The sequence below is a fragment of the Arthrobacter sp. 10T425 genome (assembly GCF_056393985.1).
Map to the genome: position 1 here is coordinate 19,379 of NZ_JBFTGZ010000005.1, position 26,968 is coordinate 46,346.

14 protein-coding genes, 2 tRNA genes and 1 pseudogene are annotated in these 26,968 nt (G+C 68.3%); 10 read left to right on the forward strand and 7 right to left on the reverse strand.

Annotation, left to right across the window (positions count from 1 at the left end):
- Positions 1–2: 2 nt before the first annotated feature.
- Positions 3–938 (reverse strand): ABC transporter substrate-binding protein, encoded by a 936-nt coding sequence (locus AC1DDH_RS07480; RefSeq protein WP_223913927.1) that lies wholly within the window; start codon positions 936–938, stop codon positions 3–5.
- Between the two features lie 408 nt (positions 939–1,346).
- The gene (locus tag AC1DDH_RS07485; RefSeq protein WP_028277186.1) at positions 1,347–2,057 is read right to left on the reverse strand and encodes a 3'-5' exonuclease; all 711 of its coding nucleotides are present in this window, start codon (positions 2,055–2,057) and stop codon (positions 1,347–1,349) included.
- 110 nt (positions 2,058–2,167) lie between these two features.
- On the opposite strand from AC1DDH_RS07485, the gene AC1DDH_RS07490 reads away from it, so the two are divergent.
- The 3 genes from AC1DDH_RS07490 to AC1DDH_RS07500 are packed head-to-tail and all read left to right on the forward strand — an operon-like array spanning position 2,168 to position 9,590.
- Complete coding sequence (locus AC1DDH_RS07490) at positions 2,168–2,584, forward strand: MGMT family protein (protein ID WP_028277185.1); 417 nt, start codon at positions 2,168–2,170, stop codon at positions 2,582–2,584.
- A 26-nt stretch (positions 2,585–2,610) separates the two neighbouring features.
- Positions 2,611–5,964, forward strand: a complete 3,354-nt coding sequence (locus AC1DDH_RS07495; RefSeq protein WP_476955247.1) for an ATP-dependent helicase — start codon at positions 2,611–2,613, stop codon at positions 5,962–5,964.
- Positions 5,961–9,590: an ATP-dependent helicase gene (locus AC1DDH_RS07500; RefSeq protein ID WP_476955174.1), complete on the forward strand. Its 3,630-nt coding sequence runs from the start codon at positions 5,961–5,963 to the stop codon at positions 9,588–9,590. The genes AC1DDH_RS07495 and AC1DDH_RS07500 overlap by 4 nt, the downstream gene beginning before the upstream one ends.
- Positions 9,591–9,982: 392 nt before the next feature.
- Here the strand turns inward: AC1DDH_RS07500 and AC1DDH_RS07505 are convergent.
- A pseudogene (locus AC1DDH_RS07505) lies at positions 9,983–11,224 on the reverse strand (macrolide 2'-phosphotransferase); the annotation flags it as partial.
- Positions 11,225–11,411: 187 nt separating this feature from the next.
- Between AC1DDH_RS07505 and nudC the strand changes: the two are divergent.
- From nudC to AC1DDH_RS07520, 3 genes are all read left to right on the forward strand, one after another.
- A complete protein-coding gene (nudC, locus tag AC1DDH_RS07510) occupies positions 11,412–12,491 on the forward strand; it encodes an NAD(+) diphosphatase (RefSeq protein ID WP_476955175.1) in 1,080 nt (359 codons plus the stop codon).
- Between the two features lie 181 nt (positions 12,492–12,672).
- Positions 12,673–14,775, forward strand: a complete 2,103-nt coding sequence (locus AC1DDH_RS07515) for an ATP-dependent DNA helicase UvrD2 (protein ID WP_476859004.1) — start codon at positions 12,673–12,675, stop codon at positions 14,773–14,775.
- Entirely contained in the window at positions 14,775–15,419 is a 645-nt protein-coding gene (locus tag AC1DDH_RS07520; RefSeq protein WP_476955176.1) for a M48 metallopeptidase family protein, read from the forward strand. Before AC1DDH_RS07515 ends, AC1DDH_RS07520 begins: the two co-directional genes overlap by 1 nt.
- A gap of 7 nt (positions 15,420–15,426) precedes the next feature.
- Here the strand turns inward: AC1DDH_RS07520 and AC1DDH_RS07525 are convergent, their stop codons facing one another.
- Positions 15,427–16,953, reverse strand: coding sequence for a zinc-dependent metalloprotease (locus AC1DDH_RS07525; RefSeq protein WP_476858898.1), 1,527 nt, complete (start codon positions 16,951–16,953; stop codon positions 15,427–15,429).
- A 257-nt stretch (positions 16,954–17,210) separates the two neighbouring features.
- On the opposite strand from AC1DDH_RS07525, the gene AC1DDH_RS07530 reads away from it, so the two are divergent.
- The 4 genes from AC1DDH_RS07530 (at position 17,211) to AC1DDH_RS07545 (ending at position 22,223) form a co-directional block, all read left to right on the forward strand.
- Positions 17,211–18,359, forward strand: a complete 1,149-nt coding sequence (locus AC1DDH_RS07530) for a YlbL family protein (protein WP_476858897.1) — start codon at positions 17,211–17,213, stop codon at positions 18,357–18,359.
- A 214-nt stretch (positions 18,360–18,573) separates the two neighbouring features.
- Positions 18,574–21,570 (forward strand): UPF0182 family membrane protein, encoded by a 2,997-nt coding sequence (locus tag AC1DDH_RS07535; RefSeq protein ID WP_476856666.1) that lies wholly within the window; start codon positions 18,574–18,576, stop codon positions 21,568–21,570.
- A gap of 264 nt (positions 21,571–21,834) precedes the next feature.
- A tRNA-Met gene (locus AC1DDH_RS07540) sits at positions 21,835–21,908 on the forward strand.
- 241 nt (positions 21,909–22,149) lie between these two features.
- Positions 22,150–22,223: transfer RNA gene (locus AC1DDH_RS07545), tRNA-Met, on the forward strand.
- A 107-nt stretch (positions 22,224–22,330) separates the two neighbouring features.
- Here the strand turns inward: AC1DDH_RS07545 and AC1DDH_RS07550 are convergent.
- The 3 genes from AC1DDH_RS07550 to AC1DDH_RS07560 form a co-directional block, all read right to left on the reverse strand.
- Positions 22,331–23,755: a cryptochrome/photolyase family protein gene (locus AC1DDH_RS07550; protein ID WP_476943544.1), complete on the reverse strand. Its 1,425-nt coding sequence runs from the start codon at positions 23,753–23,755 to the stop codon at positions 22,331–22,333.
- Positions 23,756–23,934: 179 nt separating this feature from the next.
- The gene (locus tag AC1DDH_RS07555; protein ID WP_223913934.1) at positions 23,935–24,726 is read right to left on the reverse strand and encodes a PspA/IM30 family protein; all 792 of its coding nucleotides are present in this window, start codon (positions 24,724–24,726) and stop codon (positions 23,935–23,937) included.
- Positions 24,727–24,882: 156 nt separating this feature from the next.
- Positions 24,883–26,955: a TPM domain-containing protein gene (locus tag AC1DDH_RS07560; protein WP_476955177.1), complete on the reverse strand. Its 2,073-nt coding sequence runs from the start codon at positions 26,953–26,955 to the stop codon at positions 24,883–24,885.
- Positions 26,956–26,968 lie beyond the last annotated feature (13 nt).

Consider the following 26,968-nt stretch of genomic DNA (forward strand, 5'->3'; position numbering starts at 1 on the left):
GACTAGGACTTCGGAACGGTGACAGCCTTGGAGCCCGGGGACCACGTGGCCGGGGTTTCGCGGTCCGGGTACCATTCCTTGGTCAGCTTGGACCAGGTGCCGTCGGCAATCACGGCGTCGAGGCCGGAGTTCAGCGCGTCGATGAGCGGCTGGTTTTCCTTGTTCACGGCGTACGCGGTGAAGTTCTGGGTGTTTACAACCGACTCGGCGATGACCGTGCCGTCGCCTTCCTTGACCTGGCCGGTAGCCTGCTGGGACGGAGCGACCCAGGCGTCGACCTGGCCGTTCTTCAAGTTGGCGTACGCGGTGTTGTAGTCCTCGAAGCGGACGGGCTCGATCTGGAGGGTGTTGGTGACGTAGTCATCCTGCACCGTGCCCTGGACCACGGCGATGCGGGTGTCCTTGGTCAGGTCCTTGAACCCCTTGATGTTGGAGTCCTTCTTGGCGACCACGGCCATGTAGCCGAAGTCGTAACCGTTGGTGAAGCCCACGGTCTTGCGGCGCGCGTCAGTGGTGGAGATCGAGGAGGACCCGAGGTCGAACTGCTTGTTCTGAACCTGGGCGAGCAGCGAGGCGAAGCCGGTCGCCTTGAACTCCACCTTGAGGCCCAGCTTGTCCGCAATGGCGCGCAGGAGCTCGTTGTCGTAGCCGGTGAACTTGCCCGACTTGTCGATGTAGATGTTCGGCGGGGCGTCCGAAAGGGTGCCCACAGTCAGGGTTCCGTCGCTGATCAGGCCGAGCTTGGACTTGTCAATCTGGTCCAGGGGAGTGACGTCCTTGGTCGTGTATTTGTCCAGGGACTTCTGGTCGCTGCCCTGGAGGGCATCCGTCGGTGACGCCGTTGACTGGGCCGAACCGCCGCCGCAGGCTGCAAGGGAAACCGCCACGGCGATGGCCACGGGAACGGTGGTCAGCCACTTCAAGGCTTTGCTTTTCATCACGCAATCACTTTCGTCTGAAATTCAGTGGGTCGCGGGAGGCTCATCGGGCCCCCGGCCGCTGGCTTGGGCGCCGGGTGGAGCAGACACGCCGCGAAAGATAATTGTGTCATCCGACGTGGGCGCCCATTCAATCCGAACAAATCAGAGATGATGTGTGCGTTCTGCGAACTATCTTCAGGATCGTGTGCGATCGGCGCTGATCCTGATAGTGCTGGCGGGGTGGCGCGGAATCATCGGCGCCGGAGCGGGCGGCAAGTGGAAGCCCCGGGCCGTGTGACCTCCGTCGCAATCACTGGATTTGCGCGCAGCGGGGGACTAGTTAAGCCGTTCCGCCGGCGAACGTTTCGTTTTAAGAAGTGCTCCCGCGCCGGGGCCCAGCGTCCGGAATCCCGGCGTTCGGAAATCCTAGAAGTCGCCCCGGCTGGCGTCCTCGGGAGGCAGGACGGGCCAGTCGCCTTCGATCACGGCGGCCGGCTTCGTCTTGCGCAGGTAGCTTTGGAAGTCCGCGGCCTGGGCAGAGGCCCATTCGACCTGGAGCTGGTGCAGGTTGCCCGCCGGCATCCTGAGCTTAGGGAATTTTCCGGCCATGGCATCGAGCATCCGAAGGGTTGCCAGGGCATCGGCCGCGGAGGTATGCGCGTTGTCCAGATTGACGCCGTACTCCTCGCACAAGGCGGTGAGCGTGCGCTTGCCCTTGCGGTAGCGGTCCACCTGTTTGTTCATGACGTACGGATCCAGCACGGGGAAGCGGCTCAACTGCGGGACGCCGTAGCGGGCCGACTCGGCGGCGAGCACCGTGAAGTCGTAGCTGGCGTTGAAGGCGATGACCGGCACACCCGTGTCGAAGAGCTCCTGGAGCACGGCGGCGACCTCCCGCGTCACTTCCGCGGCGGGGCGGCCTTCGCTGCGGGCCTTCTCGGTGGTGACGCCGTGGATGTCGCTGGCCTCGGTGGGAATCTCAACCCCGGGGTCCGCGAGCCACTCGTGTTCCTGGACAATCCCGCCGTCGGAGTCCACCACGGTGATGGATGCTGTGACAATCCGCGCCGCGCGGGAGTTCCGCCCGGTGGTTTCGAGGTCGAAGGCTGCGCGGGGGAGGGTGTTCCAAGTGCTCATGCTTCAACGCTACCTGCTGCCACTGACAGTTCCTGACCGGGGTGGCGGCGTGCCGTCTCCGCCTGCCGTCCCGGCGCTGTTCCGGAGTCCGGAACGGCTAGGCTGGACCGATGCGGACGGAGTATGTGGAGGCGGTGCTGGAGCTCGTGGCGTTGATCCCGGCCGGCACGGCGGTGGCCTACGGCGACGTTGCGGAACTCCTCGGCGCCGGCGGCCCGCGTCAGGTCGGATCGGTCATGAGTCACTATGGCAGCAGCGTGCCCTGGTGGCGTGTCCTGAAATCCAGCGGAGACGCCCCGCCCGGCCTGGAGCACGAGGCGTTGGGCCTTTATCTGCAGGAGGGGACGCCGCTGCTGGGCCGTTACGAGGACTTCCGCCGGACCGGCGAGGGGCGCTGGCGTGTTGACTTGGCCTCCGGCCGGTGGGCGCCCACCGACGCCGATTTCGACCGGATCGATGCCATCGCGGAGCGGCTCGAGCGGGAGTCGCATAAATTGTCGGTACCCGATGATGAAATGACTGTGTGAGTACCCCCAGCCACCTTGAACCAAGCCTGCAGCGGTCCGGGTCCCGTCCCCTTCCCGGGGCGGGGCGCGCAACGGGAGCGGGGCTGCGCCTGTTGCCGCCCCGGACCCAGCACAGCGCGGTGCCGGTGCTGTCACCGGACCAGCTTGCCGCCGTCGAGGTCCCGCCCGGCTCCGGCCCCGTCCTGGTGCCCGGTGCGCCCGGCACCGGCAAGTCGACGGTCCTTGTCGAGGCTGCCGTCCGCCGCACCCTGCGCGATGGCCTGGATCCGGAGCGGATGCTCATCCTGGCTCCCGGGCGGCTCGCCGCGGATACGCTCCGCGACCGGTTCACGGCCCGCCTGGACCGGAGCCTGAGCACGACGCCGGCACGGACCTGGGCGTCATATGCCTTCGATCTGATCCGCCGGGCCAAGGCCGAGGGCCTCCTGCCGCTTCCGCGCCAGCCGAAGCTGCTCTCCGGCCCGGAACAGGACCTGATCATCAAGGAACTGCTGGAGGGCCATGCGCTGCCCGGCCTCGAGCTGCCCTGGCCCGAGGACCTGGGCGCCGCCCTGCAGACCCGCGGTTTCCGGCAGGAAGTGCGCCAGCTCTTTGACCGGATCATCGAATCCGGGCGGACCGCCGAGGACCTTGTGGCCTTGGCCCGGCAGTGCAACCGGCCGGACTGGATTCCGGCGGCCGCCCTGTACTCCGAATACCGCGATGTCCTGGACCTGCGCATGCCCGAGGCCTTCGACCCCGCCGGCATCATCACTGCCGCGCGCCAGATCTTCCAGGACTCACCCGATTTCCTCGCCGCCGAACGCGACCGCCTGCAGCTGATTCTCGTGGATGACATCCAGGAGGCGAACCCGGCGGTCTTCGAATTGCTCGCCGACATCGCCGCCGGCAAGGATGCCATCATCACTGCCTCGCCGGACACCGTGGTTCAGGGCTTCCGCGGGGCACGTCCCGATCTCGTGGCGGAGCTTCCCGGCCTCCTGGCACCTGACGGGACGATCCTGGAACGACCCCTGTGGACGGCGCATCGGCAGGACCCGGCCGTGGCGGAGGCATGGCTGGCAGTGGCCGGGCGCATCTCCCGCAGGTCCGGCGGGCAGTCCGCCCGCCGGCTCGAACAGCCCGGACCGGTGCCGGCGCCGGACGGGCAACCAGTCCCGACACCGGACAGAGCCGCCGGCGCCCGGGCGGGGACGGTCGAGGCCCACCTGCTGCCCTCCCCGGTCCACGAGCTGCGGTATGTGGCCCAGCGGATCCTCGAAGCCCAGCTGAACGACGCCCGGGAACTCGGGGACATCGCCGTGATCGTGCGCAACGGCGGCCAGCTCAGCCAGTTGCAGCGGTACCTGGCCGGCCAGGGGATCCCGGTCCGGATTCCCGTCGCCGAATCCGCCGTCCGGGACGAGGTCGCGGTCCGTCCGCTTCTCGATGCCTATGCGGTGGCCCTGGACCCTGCCGTGCTCACACCCGAGTCAGCGGTGTCCTTGCTGACGTCCCGGATAGGCGGCGCCACCGCGATTGAACTGCGGAGGCTGCGGCAGTCGCTGCGCCGGGAGGAACTCCTGGGCGGCGGCGGGCGCACCAGCGACGCGCTCCTGGTCGAAGCCCTGCTGGAGCCGGGGGCGCTCGCAACGCTGGGCATCGAGGGGCACTCGGCCCGCCGGATTGCCCGGATGATCGCAGCGGGCCGGGACGCCGCCGGTGCCCCCGGAGGCAACGCCGAGACGGTGCTCTGGGCGCTCTGGCATTCCACCGGCCTGGCCTCCCGCTGGACCGACGCCGCCCTCGCCGGAGGCTCAGCCGGTGCCCGGGCCGACCGTGACCTTGATGCCATGATGGCGCTGTTCCATACCGCGGAACGCTTTGTGGACCAGCTGCCGGGTTCCGGCCCGGAGCAGTTCCTTGAATACCTGCTCAGCCAGGAACTTCCCATGGATACCCTGGCCGCCCGGGCGCAGCTGGAAGACGCGGTGGAGCTCATGACCCCTGCCAGCGCGGCCGGCCGCGAATGGCCGGTGGTCATTGTGCCCGGACTTCAGGAAGGCGTGTGGCCCAACACCCGGTTGCGCGGAGAACTGCTCGGCAGCACGTTGTTCGCCGACGCCGTCGAACACGGCGTGGAGTATGCCCTGCGACTGGATCCGCAGAGCCGGCTGCGCGAAATACGCTATGACGAGCTCCGGAGCTTTTCCACGGCAGTGTCCCGCGCCCGGGAGGTGCTGATCTGCACGGCGGTGTCCTCGGAGGACGAGCAGCCGTCCTCGTTCCTGGACTATGTGGCGCCGTTGCGGCCCGGGCAGGACCGCCGGGGCTTTACCCCGGTCGAGCGTCCGCTGACGCTCCGGGCGCTGGTAGCGGAACTGCGGCAGTACGCCCAGCTCGACCCGAGGGCGGCCGAATCGGCGGAAGCCGCGGCCGTCCTGGGGGGCCTGGCCACGGCCCAGCCGCCGGTTCCGGGCGCGCACCCCGCGAGCTGGTGGGGGCTGGCGGAGTTGTCCTCGGAGGAGGCGGTGGTTCCGCCGGGCGGTACCGTGTTCGTGTCGCCCTCGAAGGTCGAAACCGTGCAGAAATCTCCGCTGGACTGGTTTGTCCAAGCCGCCGGCGGTGAAGCCGCCACCGATTTTGCCCGCAGCCTCGGAACGCTGGTCCACGCCATTGCGCAGGACCTCCCGGACGCCTCGGGAAGCGAATATGTCGCCGAACTCGTCCGGCGCTGGCCCACGCTGGGGATGAAGGACAACTGGGAAGGCAAACTGGACTTCCAGCGAGCCGAGTCCATGGTCCGCAAGCTCGCCCAGTATGTCCTCGTGATGCGCAGCGAGGGCCGGAGCCTGATCGGCGTCGAACAGGACTTTGAGGTGAAGCTGCCGGACGTTCCGGCGGAGGCCGCTTCCACACAGGCCGGATCCGATCCGGGCGAGGGCGGAAGCGCCGGTCCGGCGCGGCCCGCCGTGCTCAGGGGCCAGGTCGACCGGCTGGAGATCGACGCCGAGGGCCGGCTGGTGATCATCGACCTCAAGACCGGCAAACGCCAGCCCGGCAAAGCGGATCTGGACCGGCACCCGCAGCTCGGTGCCTACCAGGCCGCCGTGCTGGCCGGCGGCTTCGCGGGTCCCGACGACGGTCCGCCGCCGCTGCCGGGCGGCGCCGTCCTGGCCCAGCTGGGCACCACCACCAAGAGCCCCGGCATCCAGGCCCAGGCACCGCTGGATCCGCAGGACAACTGGGCACTGGAGATGGTCGGCGACGCCGCCCGCGTGATGTCCGGCAGCGTTTTCCAGGCCCGCCACGATCCGTCCAAGGGAGGCCACGGCGGCCACGGCTGCCGGCTCCCTGAAGTGTGCCCGCTGTGCGTGCGGGGAAAGCAGGTTACTGAATGAGCCCCGAGGCGCCGGCAAGCGGCCCGACCGACCCGCATCCGGCACCGGCTCCCCTCCCCGAGCCCCTTCCTGAGCCGCGGTTCAGCCCGGAAGAGCTGTCGGCACTGCTGGGGGAGGGGAACAGCCCCACGGCCGAACAGTCCCTGATCATTTCCTCGCCCCTCACGCCGCGGCTCGTGATCGCCGGGGCGGGCTCGGGGAAGACCGCCACCATGGCGGACCGGGTAGTGTGGCTCGTCGCCAACGGCTGGGTCCGGCCGGAGGAAGTCCTCGGCGTCACCTTCACCCGCAAGGCCGCCGGTGAACTCGCCTCGCGGATCCGGGCCAAGCTGGCCGCGCTGGCGCGCATCGCGGCGGCCGACACCGGGAACACGCTCTTCCCTGCCGGGCTGCTGAGCGCGGATGCGCTCGAACCCAAGGTCTCCACCTACCACTCGTATGCGAGCGGCATTGTGTCCGACTACGGTCTCCGCCTCGGCGTCGAACGCGACGTCGTGCTGCTCGGCGGCGCCCAGTCGTTCCAGCTCGCCAGCGAGGTGGTGGAAGCCTTTGACGGGGACTACGAACACTTCCGGTCCGCCAAATCAACGCTCGTCAAGGCCGTGATCCAGCTGGCGGGAGAGTGCTCCGAGCATTTGCAGGACCCGGCCCAGGTCCGTGGCTGGCTCTTGGAGCGGGTCGCCGTGTTCGAGTCGCTCCCGTACGTCGCAGAAGCCAAGAAGAACCCCACCCAGGCTGCGGGCGAGCTCAGCGCGATGCTTCGCACGCGGGCCAGCGTCGCGGACATGGTGGGCCGCTATTCCGAGGCGAAGCGCGCCCGCGGCGCCCTGGACTTCGGTGACCTGGTGGCCCTGGCGGCGCGGGTGGCCAGTGAGATTCCGGTCGCCGCCCAAACAGAGCGTCAGCGTTACAAGGTGGTGCTTCTCGATGAGTTCCAGGACACCTCGCACGCCCAGTTGGTGCTGTTCTCCCGGCTCTTCGGCGACGGCCATGCGGTTACCGCGGTGGGGGACCCGAACCAGTCCATCTACGGATTCCGGGGAGCGTCCGCCGGGCAACTCTTCCATTTCGTCCGCGAATTCCCGATCCTCGTCAGCAGCGAAGGCACCGTCACCGCCAATGGCGGCGAAGGCACCGACACCGCCAATGGCGGGGAAGGCACCGACACCGCCAATGGCAGCTCGCGGGACCGGGGCAGCGGGCAGGCCCGGCGCTTTGCCGTGGCGCCCACCTCCTACTTGACTACAGCGTGGCGCAACGGACGCAACATCCTGGCCACGGCCAACCTCATTTCGGCGCCCCTGAGCAAAGCGGCGGCGAACCTCGGGGCCGCCGGGGCCCGGGAAAGCGCCGACGCCGTCGAGGTCCCGCCACTGCAGCCCAGCCCGGCCGCGGTGGACGGCAGGGTGGTGATGGGACGGTTCGCCACGGACGAAGCCGAGGCCGCGGCGATCGCAGGCGACGTGCTGAAATTTCGCGTGACGGACTTCGACGCCGCGCACTCCGCCGACCCGGTTCCGCCGGCCATGGCTGTCCTGTGCCGGCGCCGGGCACAGATGGAATGCATCCGCCGCGAGTTCGAAGTCCGGGGCATTCCCTATGAAATCGTTGGGCTCGGCGGGCTGTTGGACACGCCGGAAATCATCGATCTTGTCGCCACGCTCCGGGTCCTGGCCGACCCGGGCCGCTCGGACTCCCTCATGCGCCTGCTGGCCGGCGCGCGGTGGCGGATCGGCCCGGCGGACCTGATGGCCCTGCGGGACTGGTCGAGTTTCCTGGCCCGCCGTCGCAGTCGCCCCGGCGGCCTGGAGGCCGGCGACGCCGGACAGGGTGCCGAGGATGACGGGCGTGCCGCCGAGGACGCGCTGGATGACGCTGTGATCGAAGGCGACATCACGGACGCCGCCAGCCTGGTCGAGGCCCTGGACTGGCTGCCCCGCGACGGCTGGACCTCGGCGCACGGACGCAGACTGAGCCCGGAGGCCCGGGACCGTCTGCAGCGGCTCTCGGACGAGCTCCGGCAGTTGCGCAGCTACATGGGGGACGACCTCACCACTTTGCTCGGGGAGGTCGAACGGGCGATGCTCCTGGACATCGAAGTCGCGGCCCGGCCCGGGATCAGCATCCATCAGGCCCGCCGCAACCTGGACGCCTTCCAGGACGCGGCGGCCGGGTTCCTGCACACCTCCCAGCGGGTAGATGTCCTGGCGTTCCTCGCATGGCTGGAAGCTGCGGCGGCCGAGGAAAACGGTCTGGATGCCGCAGCGCCGGAGGTGAACCACGAAGCCGTCCAGCTGCTGACCGTGCATGCCTCCAAGGGGCTGGAATGGGATGTCGTGTTCGTTCCCGGGCTCAATTCCGGGGCGTTCCCCAGCAGCCGCGACTCGCGGTGGAGCAGCGGCAGTGCGGCACTGCCGTGGCCGTTGCGCGGCGATCGCACCGATTTGCCCCAATGGGACCTGGACCAGCCGGACCAAAAAGGCTGGCTTGACGCCGAGAAGGAGTTCAAGTCGGCCGTCCAGGCGCACGGCGAGGCCGAGGAACGGCGCCTGGCCTACGTGGCGTACACCCGTGCCAAACACGTGCTCTGGCTATCGAGTGCCGCGTGGGTGGGGTCCCGGGCCGGTTTGGCGGAGATGTCTCCCTTCCTTGCCGGGCTCGAGGGCCTCACCGCCGACGGCGCGGCCGAAATCCATCCGCTGTCCGTCAGCGAGGACGCGCTGCCGGCCGAAAGCCCCCTGACCTCTGAACTCGAAGTCGCCGCCTGGCCCTATGATCCGCTGGAGGGCCCGCATGACCCCCGGACGGGAAAACGGCTGCGGCTTGTCCCGGGCCGGCGGGCGGCCATGGAATCCGCAGCGGCCCGTGTCCTGCAGGCAATGGCATCCGGCCCGGATGGCGCGGACGCCGGAAAACGTCCCGTCCTGCGCGGTCCCGCCGCCGGGTGGGCGCAGGAGGCGGCCACTTTGCTGGAACGCCGCTCCCGGCGTTCGGTGGTCCAGGATGTGCATCTGCCCGGGCACATCTCGGCGTCGACTCTCGTGGACCTGGAAGATGACCCAGGCTCCGTTGTGGCCCGCCTGCGCAGGCCGATCCCGCGCGAACCGGGGATGTCGGCGCGCAAGGGCACGGCCTTCCACGCCTGGGTGGAGGAATACTTCGGCGCCGCCGGGATGCTGGACCTGGGTGAGGCAGCCGGCGCTGACGACCACATCGACGAGGCCTACGGCCTGGATTCCATGGTGGAAACTTTCCGTCAGTCCGAGTGGGCCCACCGCGCCCCCGCCCACGTCGAGGTCCCGGTCGAGACACGGATCGGCGACGTCGTGGTCCGGGGCAGGATCGACGCCGTGTTCCGCGACGCCGACGGCCGCTGGGATCTTGTGGACTGGAAGACCGGCCGCCGCCCCTCGGCGGCCCAACTGAAGGTCAAGGCAGTCCAGCTCGCCGTCTACCGGCTGGCCTGGGCCCGGCTCAAGGGGGTCCCGTTGGAGGACGTCCGGGCCGCTTTCTATTACGTGGCCGACAACCAGGTGGTCCGCCCCCATGACCTCGGATCAGCGGAAAAGCTTGAGGAAATCGTGTCGGCGGCGCTAGGGAGGACAGCGACGCACAGCGGCGCCTAGCGGATGTCAGCCGGCCGGAGAAAGCCCGCCGAACGATCCGGGCGGGGCAGTACACCTGAACCGGCCGGCAGCCGTCGCTAGCGGGACGCGGAGTCGACCACCGTGATTGCGGCGGTTGACGTGTTGTCACCGGACCCGGGCTGGACGACGGCGATCGATTGCGTCGATGTGTCGGTACCGGCTGGAACCGCGGCCCCGGCGTCGCTGTCACCGGCCTCACTGACCTTCCCGGAGTCCGGGTCGGGGGCCGCCGCCTGCGGGGCGCCGTCCAGCGCGGCATCAGCGCTGGAGGGCACGGAGGACTTGGCGGCGCCGGGGATTGCGGTGATGTCGGCGGACGCACCTGCGGCCTTACCGGCGCCCGGCTCGGCGCTTGCCTGGTCGCCTGCTTCAGCGGCTGCGGTTGTGTCTGCTATGGGCTGGGGGACAGCCGCCGGTTCGTCAGCCCCCGTTTCGCGGGGGATAGGCGTGACGTGCACAGCGGGCCTGGCACTGATGCCGGCAGTGGCATCATCAGCCGGAGCGCTGCCCGTGACCGGCTCCATAGGCAGCAGCGTGACCTTGCTGACGGCGGGCGCCGTCCCGTTGGCCGCTGGGGCCGGCGCGGCCGGGACCGTCGGCGCATCGACATGAGCACCGGCGTCGGCAATGGCTTGTTCTGTGCCGGGTTCGGGTGCCGCGACCGGCTGCGGCAGCGGTTCCACGCTGATCGGCTGGCCGCCGTGTTCGGCCACGTCCTCGGCCAGTGTGGCGAGCATGGATTCCGCCTCGTCGATCATTTCCTGATTGCCGGCGGCCATGCCCTTGACCAGATACTGCGCCAGGGCGAATTCGGCGGAGAGCGCGGCCCGCCGCAACAGGTGCGCATCGGGCGCGTCGCGCCGGCTGGAGGTGTAGTGATCCAGGACCGCGTTCACAAAGTCCTGTTCGTTGGAGGCGACCAGCCAGGCCATGTCGTCCGCCGGGTCACCGATGCGCAGGTCGGTCCAGCCCGTCACTGCGGTCACGCGCTCACCCTCGACCAGCAGGTTGTCCTCGTGGAGGTCGCCGTGAACGACGCAGGGATTGAAGCGCCAGAGCGAGACGTCTTCCATGGCGTGTTCCCAGCGCCGCAGCAGCAGCGGCGGGATTTTTCCGGTCGTGGCCGCCTGGTCCAGTTCATTGAGGCGCCGCTGGCGGAATTCGTTGGGCGTGTAGCTCGGCAGATCGGCGTTGCTCACGATTGACCGTGGGAGGTCATGGATCGCGGCCAGGGCCGCCCCGATTTCGCGGGCCAGTGCGGGAGAGCCGTTGCTGAGCTCGTCCAGGGAGCGGGTGGCGCCGGCCAGGTGCGAATAGACAAACGTGCTGAGCTGGCCTTGCCGGACCGTTCCCGCCACTGTGGGCATGAGGAACGGGAGCTCGGCCCGGATGCCGGGAGCGAACGCACGCAGCACCAGGAATTCGGTTTCCAGCCGGGCGCTCGCTTCGGCATGCCGGGGGGAGCGGACGCGCCAACGCTTGCCCTCAGAGTCCAGCAGGAGGGCCGCGTCGAAGTCCGCCGGATCGTCGGGCGCAGAGCTGACGGCGGTCGGGGTCAGGCCGGGTACCGCCGCCGTTGCTACAGCTGCCAGTTCGATTGGTTTCCTTCTCACCCTTCCACGGTAGATTGAGCGGCGCCCAAGTCGGCGATGCACTCCGGCGAGTCTTGAGATCGGGGACAAATCGGAGGGAAATAGGCGCTGAATCCGGGGCAGGCGGCTTGTCCCGCACATGCTGTGGAGCGCCCGGCGGCATGGTCGGCAAATGTCAATTGTCTGCCCGAGTCAGTACGGTGGGTGTATGAGTCTTGCGGAGTCAGCGGCATCACAGCAAACACCCTCCGAATCCCCGGCATCCGACGGTGCGGCGCCGCCGCTGCATCTCCTGCCGGCAAACCACCTCATGGAGACGGTCCTTCCCGTGCGCCCGGCCCTGATCGACCGCGGATCCGCGGCGCGGGTGAAACCCGGAATGCTCGCGGAGCTGGTCGGTTCAGGCGCGGCGCAGGCCGTGGTGCTCTCCGGCAGGCAGGCCCTCGTCAGCGGCAACAGCCTCGTGCTCCTCAACGCGGCCGAGCTCTCCGGGCACCTGGCCAACACCCCGTACGCTCCCGAACACGTGATTTACCTCGGTTCCGCCCTGGCCGGTTCGGACCTCGACGCCGGCACCGAGCTTGTCCTCTTTGTCCTCCCGCTTCAGTTCGAAGTCCAGGCCGAGGAATTCGAGGCTCACGTGGCCGGCGTTCCGAGCGATGCGCAGTGGGTGGGTTTCCGCGAAATCGCGGCACGCCTGAACGCCACGGACACTGCGCTGTTCATCGAAGCCAGCGCCATCGCCAACTGGCATTCCACCCACACGCACTGCCCGCGCTGCGGCACTCCCACGCAGCCGGAAACCGGTGGCTGGGTCCGGCGGTGCCCGGCCGATAACTCCGAGCACTTCCCCCGGACGGATCCGGCCATCATCGTCACCGTGGTGGGCCCCGACGGGAGACTGCTGTTGGGCGGAGGCGGCCCACTCGACGCCCGGAACTATTCGACCCTCGCCGGCTTCGTCGAACCGGGGGAGTCGCTCGAACAGGCCGTGCAGCGCGAAATCGGCGAGGAAGTCGGGGTCCGCGTCACCGCGTCCCAGTATCTTGGATCGCAGTCCTGGCCGTTTCCCGCCTCCCTGATGCTCGGCTTCACGGCCACCACGCCGGACACCGAAGCCCGGCCCGACGGCGTCGAGGTCACCAGGGCACGGTGGTTCAGCCGGAGCGAACTGCAGGACGCCGTCCTCAGCGGCGAGATCGTCATTTCCAGCAGGCTCTCCATCGCCCGGTCCCTTATTGAACACTGGTACGGCGGCGTCATTCAGGACGCCGCGGACAGCGCCTGACACTGCCCCATACAGGCTGACACCGCCTGCCCCTATCCGCAGGACACCGACTACCGACTGAGCAGCAAAAGTGACCACAGAGAAATTGAACTTCAGCACCATCCCCGGCGGGGAACCGTCGGGCGGCACGACGTCGGGCGATGCCCCGCCTGCCGATGCCCCCGAACCTGACGGCCGTTCGCTGGAGGAACGGATCCTCGGCGGCCTCGACGCCGAGCAGCGCGAGGTTGCCGGCACCCTCCAGGGGCCCATGTGTGTCCTGGCCGGTGCCGGGACCGGCAAGACCCGCGCCATCACGCACCGGATCGCCTACGGCGTGCACTCAGGGGTGTACAGCCCGCAACGGCTCCTCGCTGTCACCTTCACGGCCCGGGCTGCCGCCGAGATGCGCAGCCGGCTCCGTGACCTCGGCGTCGGCAACGTTCAGGCCCGTACCTTCCACGCCGCGGCGCTGCGCCAGTTGCAGTTCTTCTGGCCGCAGGCGGTCGGCGGCACCTTGCCCAACCTGCTGGACCACAAGGCACAGATGATTGCCGAGGCCGCGCGGCGGCTCCGGCTCAGCACGGACCGCGCCTCCATCCGGGACCTCGCCTCCGAAATCGAGTGGGCCAAGGTATCCATGCTGACCCCGGCGAACTATCTGGAGAACGCCCAGGGCCGGGGCAATCCGGGCGGCTTCGACCTGACGGCCGTGGCACGGGTCTTCCAGTCCTATGAGGACGTCAAGACCGACCGCAACGTCATCGACTTCGAGGACGTGCTGCTGATCACCGTGGGGATCCTGCAGGAGGACCCAAAGGTGGCAGCGACCGTCCGGGAACAGTACCGGCATTTCGTCGTCGACGAGTACCAGGACGTCTCGCCGCTGCAGCAGCGGCTCCTGGAGCTGTGGCTCGGCGGACGCGACGAGCTCTGCGTCGTGGGCGACGCCAGCCAGACCATCTACTCCTTCACCGGCGCCTCCCCGAAGCACCTGCTTGGGTTCAAAGCGATGTATCCCGAGGCCCACGTCGTTAAGCTGATCCGGGACTACCGGTCCACGCCCCAGGTAGTCAGGCTCGCCAACGACCTCCTCGCCGGCCGGCGCAGCGGCGGCCCGGTGGCGGACGCCGCCTGGGCCACGCCTTTGCAGCTCGTAGCGCAGCGGCCGGCGGGCCCGGTGCCACGGTTCACCGAATGCTCGGATGACGAGGCGGAGGCCGCCACTGTCGCCGCGCGGATCCGCGAACTCCTCGACGCCGGAACACCGGCGAGCCAGGTCGCCGTGCTCTTCCGCACCAACGGGCAGTCCGAAGCCTACGAACAGGCTCTGGCCTCGGCGGGGATCGGCTACCAGCTGCGCGGCGGTGAGCGGTTCTTCGCGCGGAAGGAGGTCCGGGACGCCATCCTGCAGCTCCGGGCCGCGACCCGGGCGGTGGCTGAAACCGCCACGCCCGAGCCGCTGGGGCAGCTGGTCCGGGACATCGTCGCCTCCCTGGGCTACACGGACGCGGCGCCGCACAGCGGCGGCGCTCTCCGGGAGCGCTGGGAATCGCTGGCCGCCCTCGTGGCGCTGGCCGACGAACTCGTGATCAGCAGGGGCCCGCAGTTCTCGCTCCCGGACTTTGTCAACGAGCTCCAGGAACGGTCCCTGGCCCAGCACGCACCGACTGTGCAGGGCGTTACCCTGGCATCGCTGCACGCCGCCAAGGGCCTGGAATGGGACGCCGTGTTCCTGGTCGGGCTGAGTGAGGGCCTCGTGCCGATCTCGTTCGCGGACACTCCGGAAGCGGTGGACGAGGAACGCCGGCTCCTGTACGTCGGGATCACCCGCGCCCGCGAACACCTGTCCCTGTCCTGGTCCACTGCCCGGACACCCGGCGGACGCGCCAACCGCAAGCCCTCGCGCTTCCTGGACGGCCTGCGCCCCGACTCGGTGGCCAGCTCCCACCTGCGGGGCAAGGGCCCGGCGCCGCGCCGGAAGGCGGCCGTTCCGGCGTCGTGCCGGGTCTGCGGCAGCATGCTCTCCAGCGGCGCGGAGCGCAAGGTGGGCCGCTGCAACCAGTGCCCGCCCAGTTACGAGGAACAGACGTTCGACGCGCTCAGGCAGTGGCGGAAGGACGTGGCCCTTGAGGCGGACGTCCCGGCATTCGTGGTGTTCACCGATGCCACCCTGACCGCGATCGCCGAGGCGCGCCCCGAGTCGCTGGAGCAGTTGGCCAAACTCGCCGGCGTGGGTCCATCCAAACTGGAGAAGTACGGCGAGGCCGTTCTGACAGTCCTGGCCGAAAGCACGGTTCAGTGATGCCCGGTTCAGTGATGCCCGGTTCAGTTCCGGGTGCCATTCCGCTGACCACCGCCGACGGCGCCCCGGTAGTGGTCCGCCGCTCTGCGCGCCGACGCCGCACGGTCGCCGCGTTCTGGGAGGACGGCACCGCCGTCGTCGCCATCCCCGCGTCCTTCAGCAGGGCGCAGGAACGGGAGTGGGTACATCGCATGCTGGAGAAACTCCGGCGCCAGGGGGACCGGGCGGCGCGGGGTTCCGGCCGGCGCCGCCCCCGCAGCGATGCCGACCTTGCCGCCCACGCCGCGGATCTGTCGGCGAAGTACCTGGGCGGCAGGGCGGTGCCCTCCTCGGTCCGCTGGGTCACCAACCAGAATTCGCGCTGGGGTTCCGCGACGCCGTCCGAAGGGACCATCCGGCTCTCGGCGAAGCTGCAGCCCATGCCGCAGTGGGTGATCGACTACGTGCTGCTTCACGAACTGGCCCACCTCCTGGTGGCCGGCCACGATGCCGCCTTCTGGCGGTCGCTGACGGCGTACCCGGAGACTGAGCGTGCCAAGGCCTTCCTGGAAGGGGTCTCGTTCGCGACCTCACGCGGCCTGGCGTCCGACGGCGGATACGACGAAGCCCCGGACGGAACCGAAATCCCGGCCGGGGCCCACTAGCGTTCGGCTAGGCCTTGGGCGTGCCGCCGTCGTCCGGTCCGCCGTCCTGACGGTCGTCGTCCTTGGCCGCCGGTTCGTCCGTGCCCTCTGAATCCGCCGTGCCTTCTGAATCCGGAGTGCCCTCTGAATCCGCCGTGCCTTCTGAATCCGCGGTGCCCTCGGTGTCCGTGGCGTCGGCGCCGGCCGGCTCGTCGAACCCTCCGCTAAGCAGTTTCTGCAGGGCGTCGTCCACTTCGCTGTCGCTGGCTTCGGCGAGTTTACGGCGTTCGCTGAAGCCTTGCGGATCTTCCAGGTCCTCTGCCGTGGGAAGCAGGTCGGGATGCTGCCAAACGGCGTCGCGGCCGTCGACCCCACGCTCTTCCTTGAGCAAGGCCCACAGCGTGGCGGCCTCGCGGAGCCGGCGCGGCCGCAGTTCGAGTCCCACGAGGGAGGAGAACGCGTGCTCCGCGGGGCCCCCGGTGGCCCGGCGCCGCCGGACGGTTTCGCGCAGTGCGGCGGCGGACGGCAACATCTTCTCGGTTGCACCCCAGGTGAGTTCGTCCACCCAGCCTTCCACCAGGGCCAGCGCTGTCTCCAGCTTTTCGAGGGCCTGCTCCTGGGCGGGAGTGCGCTGCGGCATGAAGACTCCCTGCGAGAGCGCCTCCTGGATGCCCTCGGGGTTGCTGGGATCGATCTCGCGTGCCAGTTCTTCGATCTTGGACGTGTCGATGTGGATGCCGCGGGCGTAGGCCTCGATCGCGCCGAGCAGGTGCCCGCGCAGCCAGGGGACCTGGACGAAGAGACGGGCGTGTGCCGCCTCGCGCACGGCCAGGAACAGGCGGATGTCGTTCTCCGGCAGGCTGAGGCCCTCACCGAATTTCGCCACGTTGGCCGGCAGGAGCGCCATTTCAAGGTCTGCGAGGGGCACGCCAATGTCCGTCGAGCTGACCACTTCGGCCGAGAGCGCGCCGATCGCCTGGCCGAGCTGCATGCCGAAGATCGCCCCGCCCATGTTCTGGATCATCGAGGAGGCGCCGCCCATCATGGACTTCATTTCCTCGGGCATCTGCTCGGTCATGGCGGCCGAGAGCGCATTGGCAATGCTGTTGGCCACGGGCTCGGTCAGCCGCTTCCACGTCCCAAGGGTTTCCTCGACCCATTCGGCGCGGGACCACGCCCGGCCGATCAGTCCCGTGGCCGGAAGCCCGGTGACCTGGTCGAGCCACAGTTCGGCCAGCCGAAGGGCCTCATCGACCTCCCGCGACTGATGCGCCGTGACCGAGGGGTCAGTTCCGCTGGCGGCGACGCGCCGGGCGTTGTCATGTGCCAGCTGCCAATTGACGGGCCCCTCCGAGGGGGCACTCATCATCGCCTGCACCTGGGAGAACATCTGGGCCAGGAGGTTTGGATCGTCCGGGAGGCCTGCTGCCTTGGCGAGCTCGGCGGGGTCGATATTGCCCATGCCCTGCCCGCCCATCAGGTTTTTGAGCATTTCGGCCAAAGGATCCTTGGGCTCCTCGTCGCCATTGGACGGATTGAGTGGGTTGGAGGTCATGATCCCGCCGATCGTCGGTGTGGCTGCTTCTCAACTTCACGGTACCCCTGTGCAAGAGTGGCTGTCTGCCGAAACCGCGCCACGTTCGCTGTAGGCAAAGAGCGGTCCGGGGTCCCAAGCGCGTAGGCTTGGAAGTTGGAATATTTGCACGCGGCAGCCTCGGGTTAGGCTGCGGCCCTGGTGCGTGGTCGCGGTGTCCTCTCGGGCTTGTCCTGGCAGGGCCGCAGCCCCTCGTGCCGGCACGGAGAGGTCGTTCAATGACAATCACCCACGGTGAGCAGCCCGCCAGCGACCCAGCGGCCGGCCCTGCCCGGGGCAGGTGGGCGCGACTGGCTGGCGCCGGCGTGCGGCGCCCGCGCAACAACCGGTCTTCAGCCATGCTTGTCTCGGGGCTGCTTGCCGCCGCACTGGGCATCACCGCGGTGAGCCTGCCCGTGCCCTACGTGATCGAGTCTCCCGGCCCCACCTTCAACACCATCGGCCAGGACAACGGCAAACCGGTGATCAGCGTCAGCGGCCATGAGTCGTTTCCCGCCAAGGGCAGCCTGGACCTGACCACTGTCTATGTCGACGGCGGTCCCAATGGTCCGGTCAGCGTCTTCGAGGCGTTCTCGGCATGGCTGAACGGGACCAAGGCCGTCTACCCCCAGGAACTGCTCTTCCCCACCGGCGTCACCAAGGAACAGTCCCAGCAGGAGAGCGCCACCGCGATGACCACCTCCCAGGAGAACGCCATCGCCTCGGCACTGAAGGAACTGAAGATTCCGTTCGGGCAGAAAATGCAGGTGGCCGGGCTCCCGGACGACTCCGCCTCGAAGGGACTGCTGCAGGCAGGGGACGAACTTGTCTCCATCAATGACAAGCCCATCACTGCGCTCGGCGTGGTCCAGGCGGAACTGGCCGCCGGCAACGGAAAGCCCGCCAAGGTTATCGTCGAACGCGCCGGCGCCCGGGTGCCAGTCACCATTACGCCGGCCAAAAACAGTGCGGGCCGCTACATCCTGGGCGTCTTGCTGCAGTACAAGTTCACCTTCCCGTTTGATGTCACCATCTCGCTCGACAAGGTCGGTGGCCCCAGTGCGGGCATGATGTTCGCGCTTGGCATCATTGACACCGTCACTCCCGGGGACCTGACCGGCGGCAAGCACATCGCCGGAACCGGAACCATCACCCCGGACGGTGCCGTAGGACCCATCGGCGGGATCGCCCAGAAGATGCAGGGGGCGCGGTCTGGCGGGGCCACGCTGTTCCTGGCTCCGGCGGCCAACTGCGAAGACGTCCTGGGCCACATCCCCGACGGCCTGCAGGTGGTCCGGGTCGAGAACCTCACCGAGGCCCGCAAGGCAGTTGAACTGGCCGCGTCAGGCGGCGACACATCGGGACTGCCGGTCTGCACCAACAACTAGACTGGCCGCGGAACTAAGCGCCGTCCCCACTCGTGGCACTAATTGACGGCCGCGCCGTCCCGCCGGGACCCTGCTGCAGGGCCCTGACGGAACGGCGGTGACGGCCGTTAGAATGCATCAACCTGCAACACCGGCACTTGGTCGCCAGACTGAGCCACAGCAGCGACTGATAACTAAAAACCAGCAGTAGACGACCAGCTATGAGGTACCGAGTTTGTCCCGTCCCGCCAGCACTGTCCCGCCCGGAAGACCCCAGACACGACGCGGCGCCCTGACGCCGACGCTGATCATCGTGGCCCTGATCGTGGTCGGATTCATCTTCTTCGCCAATGTCTGGACGGATGTCCTCTGGTACCAGCAGCTCGGCTACTTCGAAGTGTTCCTGACCGAGAACCTGGCCAGGATCGTGATCTTCCTGACAGGTTTCGCTGTCATGTTCCTGGCCGTCTTCTTCGCCATCAGGATTGCCTACCATGCGCGGCCGGTATACGCCCCCGATTCGGAAATCCGGGACAACCTCAACCGCTACCAGGCGCAGCTCGAACCGATCCGCCGCGTCGTGATGGTGGGGCTTCCCATCCTCTTTGGCCTGTTCGCCGGCAGCGCCGCGGCCAGCCAGTGGCAGAAAGTCCTCCTGTTCCTGAACCAGGAGGCATTCGGCCAGAACGATCCGCAGTTCGGGCTCGACATCAGCTTCTACCTCATGACTCTTCCCTTCCTCGGCTTCGTCACCGGGTTCCTCATCAGCGTCACGGTGATCGCTGGCCTTGCCGGCATCCTCACCCACTACCTCTACGGCAGCATCCGGATCATGGAACGCGGGATCTTCACCAGCCGCGCCGCACAGATCCACCTGGCTGTCACGGGCGCCGCCTTCCTGGTGCTGATGGGCCTCAACTTCTGGCTGGACCGCTACTCCACGGTGCAGAATAACGGCGGGCGCTGGGCCGGTGCGCTGTACACGGACGTGAACGCCGTCATTCCGACCAAGGCCATCCTGGCCGTGGCCGCGGCCATCGTCGCCGTGCTGTTCATCGTCGCCGCGGTCATCGGCAAGTGGCGGCTGCCGGTGATCGGCACCGCCATGCTCATCATCACGGCCATCCTGGCCGGCGGCGTCTACCCGTGGGTCATCCAGCAGTTCCAGGTCCGGCCCTCGGAGCAGACGCTGGAGAACGAATACATCAAGCGGAACATCGCGATGACCCGTGCCGCCTACGGCCTGGATAAGGTCCAGGAAAAGCGGTACAACGCCACCACCAACGCCACCACCGGCGCGCTGGCCCCCGATGCGCAGACCACCGCCAACATCCGGCTGCTGGATCCGAACCTGATCTCGGATGCGTTCTCGCAGCTCGAACAGTACCGGCCCTACTACCAGTTCCCCAGCGCCCTGAACGTGGACCGCTACGAGATCGACGGCAAGATCCAGGACACGGTCATCGCCGTCCGCGAACTCAACCCGGACGGGCTCGCCACGAACCAGCAGTCCTGGCTGAACCGGCACGTTGTCTATACTCACGGCTACGGCGTCGTCGCCGCCAAGGGCAACAAGTTCACCGTGGACGGCAAGCCGGACTTCCTGCAGGCGGGCATCCCGTCCACCGGCGCGCTCGGCAACGATTCGACCTACCAGCCCCGCGTCTACTTCGGCCAGGACTCGCCCGACTACTCGATCGTGGGCGCCCCGGACGGTGCACCGCACCGTGAGCAGGACCGGCCCGCGGCCAAGGAAGGCGACGGCGAGACACAGTACACCTTCACCGGCAACGGCGGCCCGAACGTGGGCAGCTTCTTCAACAAGATCCTTTACGCGATCAAGTTCCAGTCCTCGGACCTGCTGCTTTCCGACGGCGTGAACGCCGAGTCCCAGATCCTCTACGACCGCAACCCGCGGGACCGCGTCGAAAAGGTGGCGCCCTACCTGACTGTTGACGGCAATCCGTACCCCGCCGTCGTCGACGGCAGGGTGAAATGGATCGTGGACGGGTACACCACCAGCCCGTACTTCCCGTACTCCCAGCAGGAGCAGCTCTCGGCCGCCACGGCCGACTCACAGACCGCCGCGAACCGGACAGTAGCCCTGCCGAACAGCTCGGTGAACTACATCCGCAACTCGGTCAAGGCCACCGTGGACGCCTATGACGGCTCCGTGACGCTGTACGCCTGGGACGACCAGGATCCGGTCCTGAAAGCCTGGCAGAAGATCTTCCCGACGTCGGTGAAGCCGTATTCGGAGATGTCCGGTGCCCTCATGAGCCACGTGCGCTACCCGGAGGACCTGTTCAAGGTCCAGCGCGAGCTTCTGGGCCGCTACCACGTGACCAACCCGGACAGCTTCTACACCAACATTGACGCCTGGTCCGTTCCCAACGACCCCACCGTCAAGGACGAAGTCAAACAGCCGCCGTACTACATGTCGCTGAAGATGCCCGACCAGGACAAGCCGGCGTTCCAGCTGACCTCGTCGTTCATCCCGCAGGTGGTCAACGGCAACGCCCGCAACGTGCTCTACGGCTTCCTGGCCGCGGACTCCGACGCCGGCAACCAGAAGGGCGTCAAAGCGGACAGCTACGGCCAGCTGAGGCTCTTGCAGATCCCGCCGGAGACCCAGGTCCCCGGACCGGGCCAGGCGCAGAACAAGTTCAACTCCGACCCCACCGTTTCGCAGGCCCTTAACCTGTTGCGCCAGGGTGCGTCTGCGGTGCTCAACGGCAACCTCCTGACCCTGCCGGTCGGTGGCGGCATGGCGTACGTCCAGCCCGTCTATCTGCGCTCCACGGGGGAGACCTCCTACCCGACGCTGCAGCGGGTCCTGGTGGCGTTCGGCGACAAGATCGGGTTCGCGCCCACACTGGACGAGGCCCTGAACCAGCTCTTCGGCGGAAATTCGGGTGCCGCAGCAGGTGACTCGGCCAACAAGGGACAAACACCGGCCACGCCCACCACGCCAGGTGGGGCCACCCCGCCGCCCGGCACCACCGACGCGAAGGCAGACCTGAAGGCCGCGCTGGACGAGGCCAATGCCGCGATCAAGGCCGGCCAGGACGCCCTCGCGAAGGGCGACTTCGCGACCTACGGTGAGCAGCAAAAGAAGCTGAACGCTGCCTTGCAAAAGGCACTCGAGGCCGAAGCAAAGCTGGAAACCCCGGCCGCGCCGGCGGGCACCGCCACACCGTCGCCCACACCGTCGGCGACGGCGGGCGGCTAACGCTGCGCAGCTGACCCTGGCAGGTCCTTACGCGCTGCGCGAGGGCCGGGCGCAGGCTGTGAACGGTGCGACAGGCCGGGTTTGCCCCTACGGAGGGGCAAACCCGGCCTGTGGCGTAGCCGGACCGGATTCGATCCCTGTGCGGCCCTGGCCGGCCCGGGAGGCCGAGGCGACCAGGGCGGACGCTCCGGTCGGCGGCGAGATGCACATCACGTCGCCTCGATTTGGCCTCAAGTTCACCGGCAGGTAGAGTTGATCTTGCGACGCGGGGTGGAGCAGTTCGGTAGCTCGCTGGGCTCATAACCCAGAGGTCACAGGTTCAAATCCTGTCCCCGCAACTGGAGAAAAGGTCCGGAACACTGGAAACAGTGTTCCGGACCTTTTGCTTTAAGCCGCTGGGGGACGGCCCGGAAGCCGGGAACCGGGAAACCGGTCATAGGACAAAAAGGGCGACCGCTCGAGCGGCTCGCCCCCGCAGTCCATCGCCTCGCAGTCCATCGATCTGGATGTGCCGGACTGGACGGCGGCTGGGCACGTGGTCAGGTCGGTCCGGAAACTAGGGTAGAGTTGATCAAGCGACGCGGGGTGGAGCAGTTCGGTAGCTCGCTGGGCTCATAACCCAGAGGTCACAGGTTCAAATCCTGTCCCCGCAACTGGAGAAAAGGTCCGGAACACTGGAAACAGTGTTCCGGACCTTTCGCTTTAAGTCCGCGGTGGCGGCCTGCGCTGCGTCTGCCCCGAGCCGCCCCCGTGCCGGCTCTCAGCCGTCCTTGAGCCGCTGATAGGTTGCCAGCGCCCGTGCCCGGGACTCGGCAAGGTCCACGATCGGTGCGGGGTAGCCGGGGGCGGCGCTGTCGGCCTTCCAGGGCTCGTGGACGGTTTTGTCATCCAGCGCGGCGAGCTCGGGAATGTACCCGCGCAGGTAACGACCGGCGGCGTCGAACTTCTTGCTCTGCGTGACCGGGTTGAAGATCCGGAAGTACGGCGACGCGTCGGCACCCGAGCCCGCCACCCACTGCCAGTTGGCCGGATTGCTCGCGGCATCGGCGTCCACCAGCGTGTCCCAGAACCAGGCCTCGCCCAGCCGCCAGTCGGCCAGCAGGTTCTTCACCAGGAAGGACGCGGCCGCCATCCGCACGCGGTTGTGCATCCAGCCCGTCTGCCAGAGCTGGCGCATGCCCGCGTCCACCATCGGGTAGCCCGTACGGCCCTGCTGCCAGGCCTGGAGCTCGTCGCCCGACGCCGGCTGCCATTGAAAGCGGTCGAACTCCGGCCGGTAGTTCTGTGTCGCCAGATCCGGATTCTCGTACAGCAGCTGCCAGCAGAATTCCCGCCAGCCAAGTTCGGAACGGAAGATCCCGACGTCGGCCGGCGCCCCCGCCGCAAAGCTGTGGCGCAGCGTGTGCCAGATCCGGAAGGGGCTGATTTCGCCAAAGCGCAGATGCGGGGAGAGCCGGCTGGTGCCCTCGACGCCCGGGACGTCGCGGCCGGTGCCGTACTCTGCGGCCGGGCCGTCCACGAAGTCCTCGAGGCGGCTGAGGGCGCCGGCTTCTCCCGGCGTCCAGGTGTCGGCCAGCCCCGGGCTCCAGTCCGGGCTCCGGGGGAGCAGGCCCCAGCTTTCGAGCGGTTCGCTCGCCGGCAGGCCGCCGCTCTGGGTGCGTGCAGGGCCCGGCAGCTGGTCCGGAGCCGCCAGCGGCTGCCGGGGCTCGGCACCGGCCAGGCAGGCCTTCCAGAACGGCGTGAAGACCTTGTAGGGGCCCCCGCCGCCGGTGCGCACGGTCCACGGCTCGAACATGAGGTTCGCCTGGAAGCTCGTGGCGTTGAGGCCCTCCCCGCCGGCCCAGCTCTTCAGGCCGGCGTCGACGGCGCGTTCAGGGCCGCCGTAGCGGCGGTTCCACAGCAGGGCGTCTGCCGACGTTTCCACCGCGAGGTCCTGGATGACCCGGGCGGCGGGGCCGCGGCGGAGCACCAGCCGCGAGCCAGTGGCCTCCAGCGCGGCGGCCAGGCCGGCCAGGGAATGGTGGAGCCACCACTTCACCGCGCCACCCAGCGGCCGGATGCCGGGTGACTCCTCATCCAGGACATAGACGACGGTCAGGGGTTGGTGCAGGGCAGCGGCCTCCGCCAGAGCCGGATTGTCATCCAGCCGGAGGTCATCACGGAGCCACACAAGGGTCGCAGACATGGATCCACGGTACACGCGCGCCCGCCGCCGCGGGCGCCTGTGCGGTGAGACATGGGGCCATGCAGGGCACAACGGGGGCCGGGCCCCGGCGGCCAATCCTGAGGTGTCAGGTTCGTCCGCCGGAGCCCGGCCCCGGGCCCGAGCGCTCAGCAGTCCTGCGGAAGCGCCGGACCGGCGGGTCAGAGCTTGTCGAAGTCGGCCTCCTCGACCGTGGAACCGGACTCGGCGCTCTTTTCGCCGGTGCCGATGGCAGCGGGGGCGCCGCCGGACTTCAGCGCTGCCAGCCGGGCTTCGATCTCGGTCTGCTCGCCAAGATCTTCAAGCGAATTGAACTGGGCGTCCAGGCTCGACTCGGCGAGCTCCTGCTGGCCGCGGACCTTGGCTTCCTCGCGGCGGATCTTCTGTTCGAAGCGGCCCACCTCGGAGGTGGGGTCCATGATGTTGATGCTCTTGAGGGCGTCGTGGACCTGGCTCTGGGCCTGCACGGTCTTGGACCGGGCCACCAGCTCATTGCGCTTGCTGGTCAGTTCGTTGAGCTTGCCCTTCATCTGGTCGAGGCCGTGCTTGAGCTTGTCCACCACCTCGGTCTGGGACGCGATGCTCGGCTCGGCGGCCTTGGCCTCGTTCTCGGAACCCATCTGGCGCTGCAGGGCCACCTTGGCCAGGTTGTCGAACTTCTCGGCATCGCCGACGTCGCCCTTCGCCCGGTATTCGTCGGCCTTGCGCGAGGCTGCGAGGGCCTTTCTGCCCCAGTCCTGGGCGTTGCGGACGTCCTCGTTGTAGTCGTCCTGGAGCATGCGCAGGTTGCCGATGGTCTGGGCCACGGCGGACTCCGCCTCCGCGATGTTGTTCGTGTAGTCACGGACCATCTGGTCCAGCATTTTCTGCGGATCTTCGGCCTGGTCCAGCAGCGAATTGATGTTTGCCTTCGCCAGCTGCGCCATGCGGCCGAAAATGGACTGCTTAACCATGGTGTTACCTTTCGTCCTGCTCCGTTGTCTCACTGATTCCAGTGATCGATGATGTATCGCATCTATCCGCTGTCCGGGCCCTTGCGGCCGGCGCGTGGTCTGTCGAGTTTCCTGCTACTGCTTTCCCACTGTGTCCCCTGCGGGGTGGCGAACAGGCTAGAAACTTCCGGAGTCCCCGCCACCGAAGTCTCCGCCGCCGCCAAAGTCGCCGCCGCCCCAGCCGCCGCCGGAGTCATCGCCGCCTCCGCCGCCCCAGCCGCCTCCGCCGCCGCCCCAGCCTCCGCCGCCTCCGCCGCCTCCGCCGTGGAGGATCGAGTTGATGAGGATTCCGCCGAGGATCGCGCCGCCGAGGCCGCCCCCGCCGCTGCCGCCGAACATGCCGCCCCGACCGTAGCCTTGGCCCTGGTTGGCGTAGCCGCCGAATTGGTCGACGTCGGACTGGGCCAGCTGCGCGGCCTGTGCCGCCAGCGCGTAGGCCTGCTGTGCGTACTGCAAGGCCGTGACGGGATCGGTGCGGGAAATGGAGAGCGCATAGTCCAGGTTCCGCTGGGCTTCCGCCAGGCGTGTGCGCGCATCGGTGCCTACGCCGCCGCGGCGGGCGGTGATGTAGTCCGACGTCGCGCTGATCTGGGCCTGGGCCGACATGATGCTCTGCTGCAGTGAGGCCTGGGCCCGGCGCGCCTGGTCCTGCTGGTCGCGGATTCCGGCCAGGGACTGGTCGAGTGCCTGGTGGGCCGTGACGACCCGTTCCAGCGTCGCGATCGGATCAATCTTGCCGCCCTGGATTTCCGTTTTGACCTGGGCGAGCGCGGCTTCCGCCGCAGCCACGGGGCCGGCAAGTTCCGGATGGGCGCCGGACTGGATCATCGCCTTCGCCTGGGCCAGGTCCTGCGCGGTATCGACGACGGCGGCTTCCAGGCTGTTGCGTGCCCCGTCGAGGCTGCCGGCCACCTTGGTGATGGCGCCGATCAGCACGTTCGTCTGGTGCAGGCTTTCCTCGGCGGCGCGGACGGCGACCGCTGCGAGGCTGCTTTCACCCGCGGCGAGCTTTTCCTGCGCCGCCGTGGAGGCATTCTGCACGAAGTCGAGACGTTCCTTGGCCTGTTTGATGTTGTCCGCGACCTGGACCAGGGCGCTCTCGGCGTACTTGGCCCGCAGATCGGTCAGCGACTGTTCGGCGGCGGCAAGCTTTGCCTGGGCGTCCGCGGCACCGGCGCCGACGGCGGCGAGGGCCTGCGGGGCGTTCTTTTCCAGCTCCCGGAGGGAATCGAAATCGGCTTTCTGTTCCTGCAGCGATGCCAGCGCGGCTTCGGAGCGGCCGATGATTTCAACGAGCCAGCTCCGTTGCTGCTCCTCGGTGTCGGGGATGTGGTCGTCAAGCTGCTGCTGCAGCTTGAACGATTCCGTCATGTGGCCCTTGGCCTCCTGCAGAGCCTTGGTGAAATTGCCCACCGCGGCGTCCCCGTATTGGGCCTGGGCGAATCCCAGCTCCTGCTCGCTGGACTTGATGGCGTCATCGGCCTCGATCAGCAGCGAATCGCTCTTCCGGCGCAGCTCGGCCACGCTGAGCCCCGCCAGCGGGTCCGGCTGCCCGCCCTGGGCCCCGGCTGACGCCCCCGAACTTTGCAGGGCCTTCTTCCGGCGGCTGCGCAGGTACAGGTAGGTTCCCGCACCGCCCACAGCCACGACGCCGACTCCCACGAGGACGGCGCTGCCCGCTCCGGCGCCGGACGGCACCGTTCCGCTGCCGCCGCCCGCCGCGTCGCCCACCGCAGCGGCCGTATCAATGGCTGCCTGGGCGAAGTCGCGCTTTCCGCCGGCCAGGTTCGGCACGATGGCGTTCTGGACGATGGTGGACGTCTTGGGATAGATGGCGCTGGCCGAGCTGGGGGAGAAGTAGTACTTGCCGTCGTCGGACATGGTCAGGATGACGTCGGCCTTGCCCATGCCCTTGTTGGTCGCGACGGCCTGGGCCCACGCCTTGGGTTCGGCCGGATTCTCGAACGTCTTTGCCGTGATGACGTAGAGGTTGTACTTGTGGTCCTTGAGGAGCTTCTGGATGGCGTCCTGGACTTCGGCCTTGCGGCTGCCGAGCACGTTCGCGCTGTCCACGATGTTCTGCCCGGACGGAATGGCCACCGGATCTTCGGCGAGGGCCGGAGCGGCGGGGAGCGCCAGCAATCCAGCGACGCCAAGGACGGCGAGGAAACGATTCAACTTAGACCGCATGTGCAACCCTTCA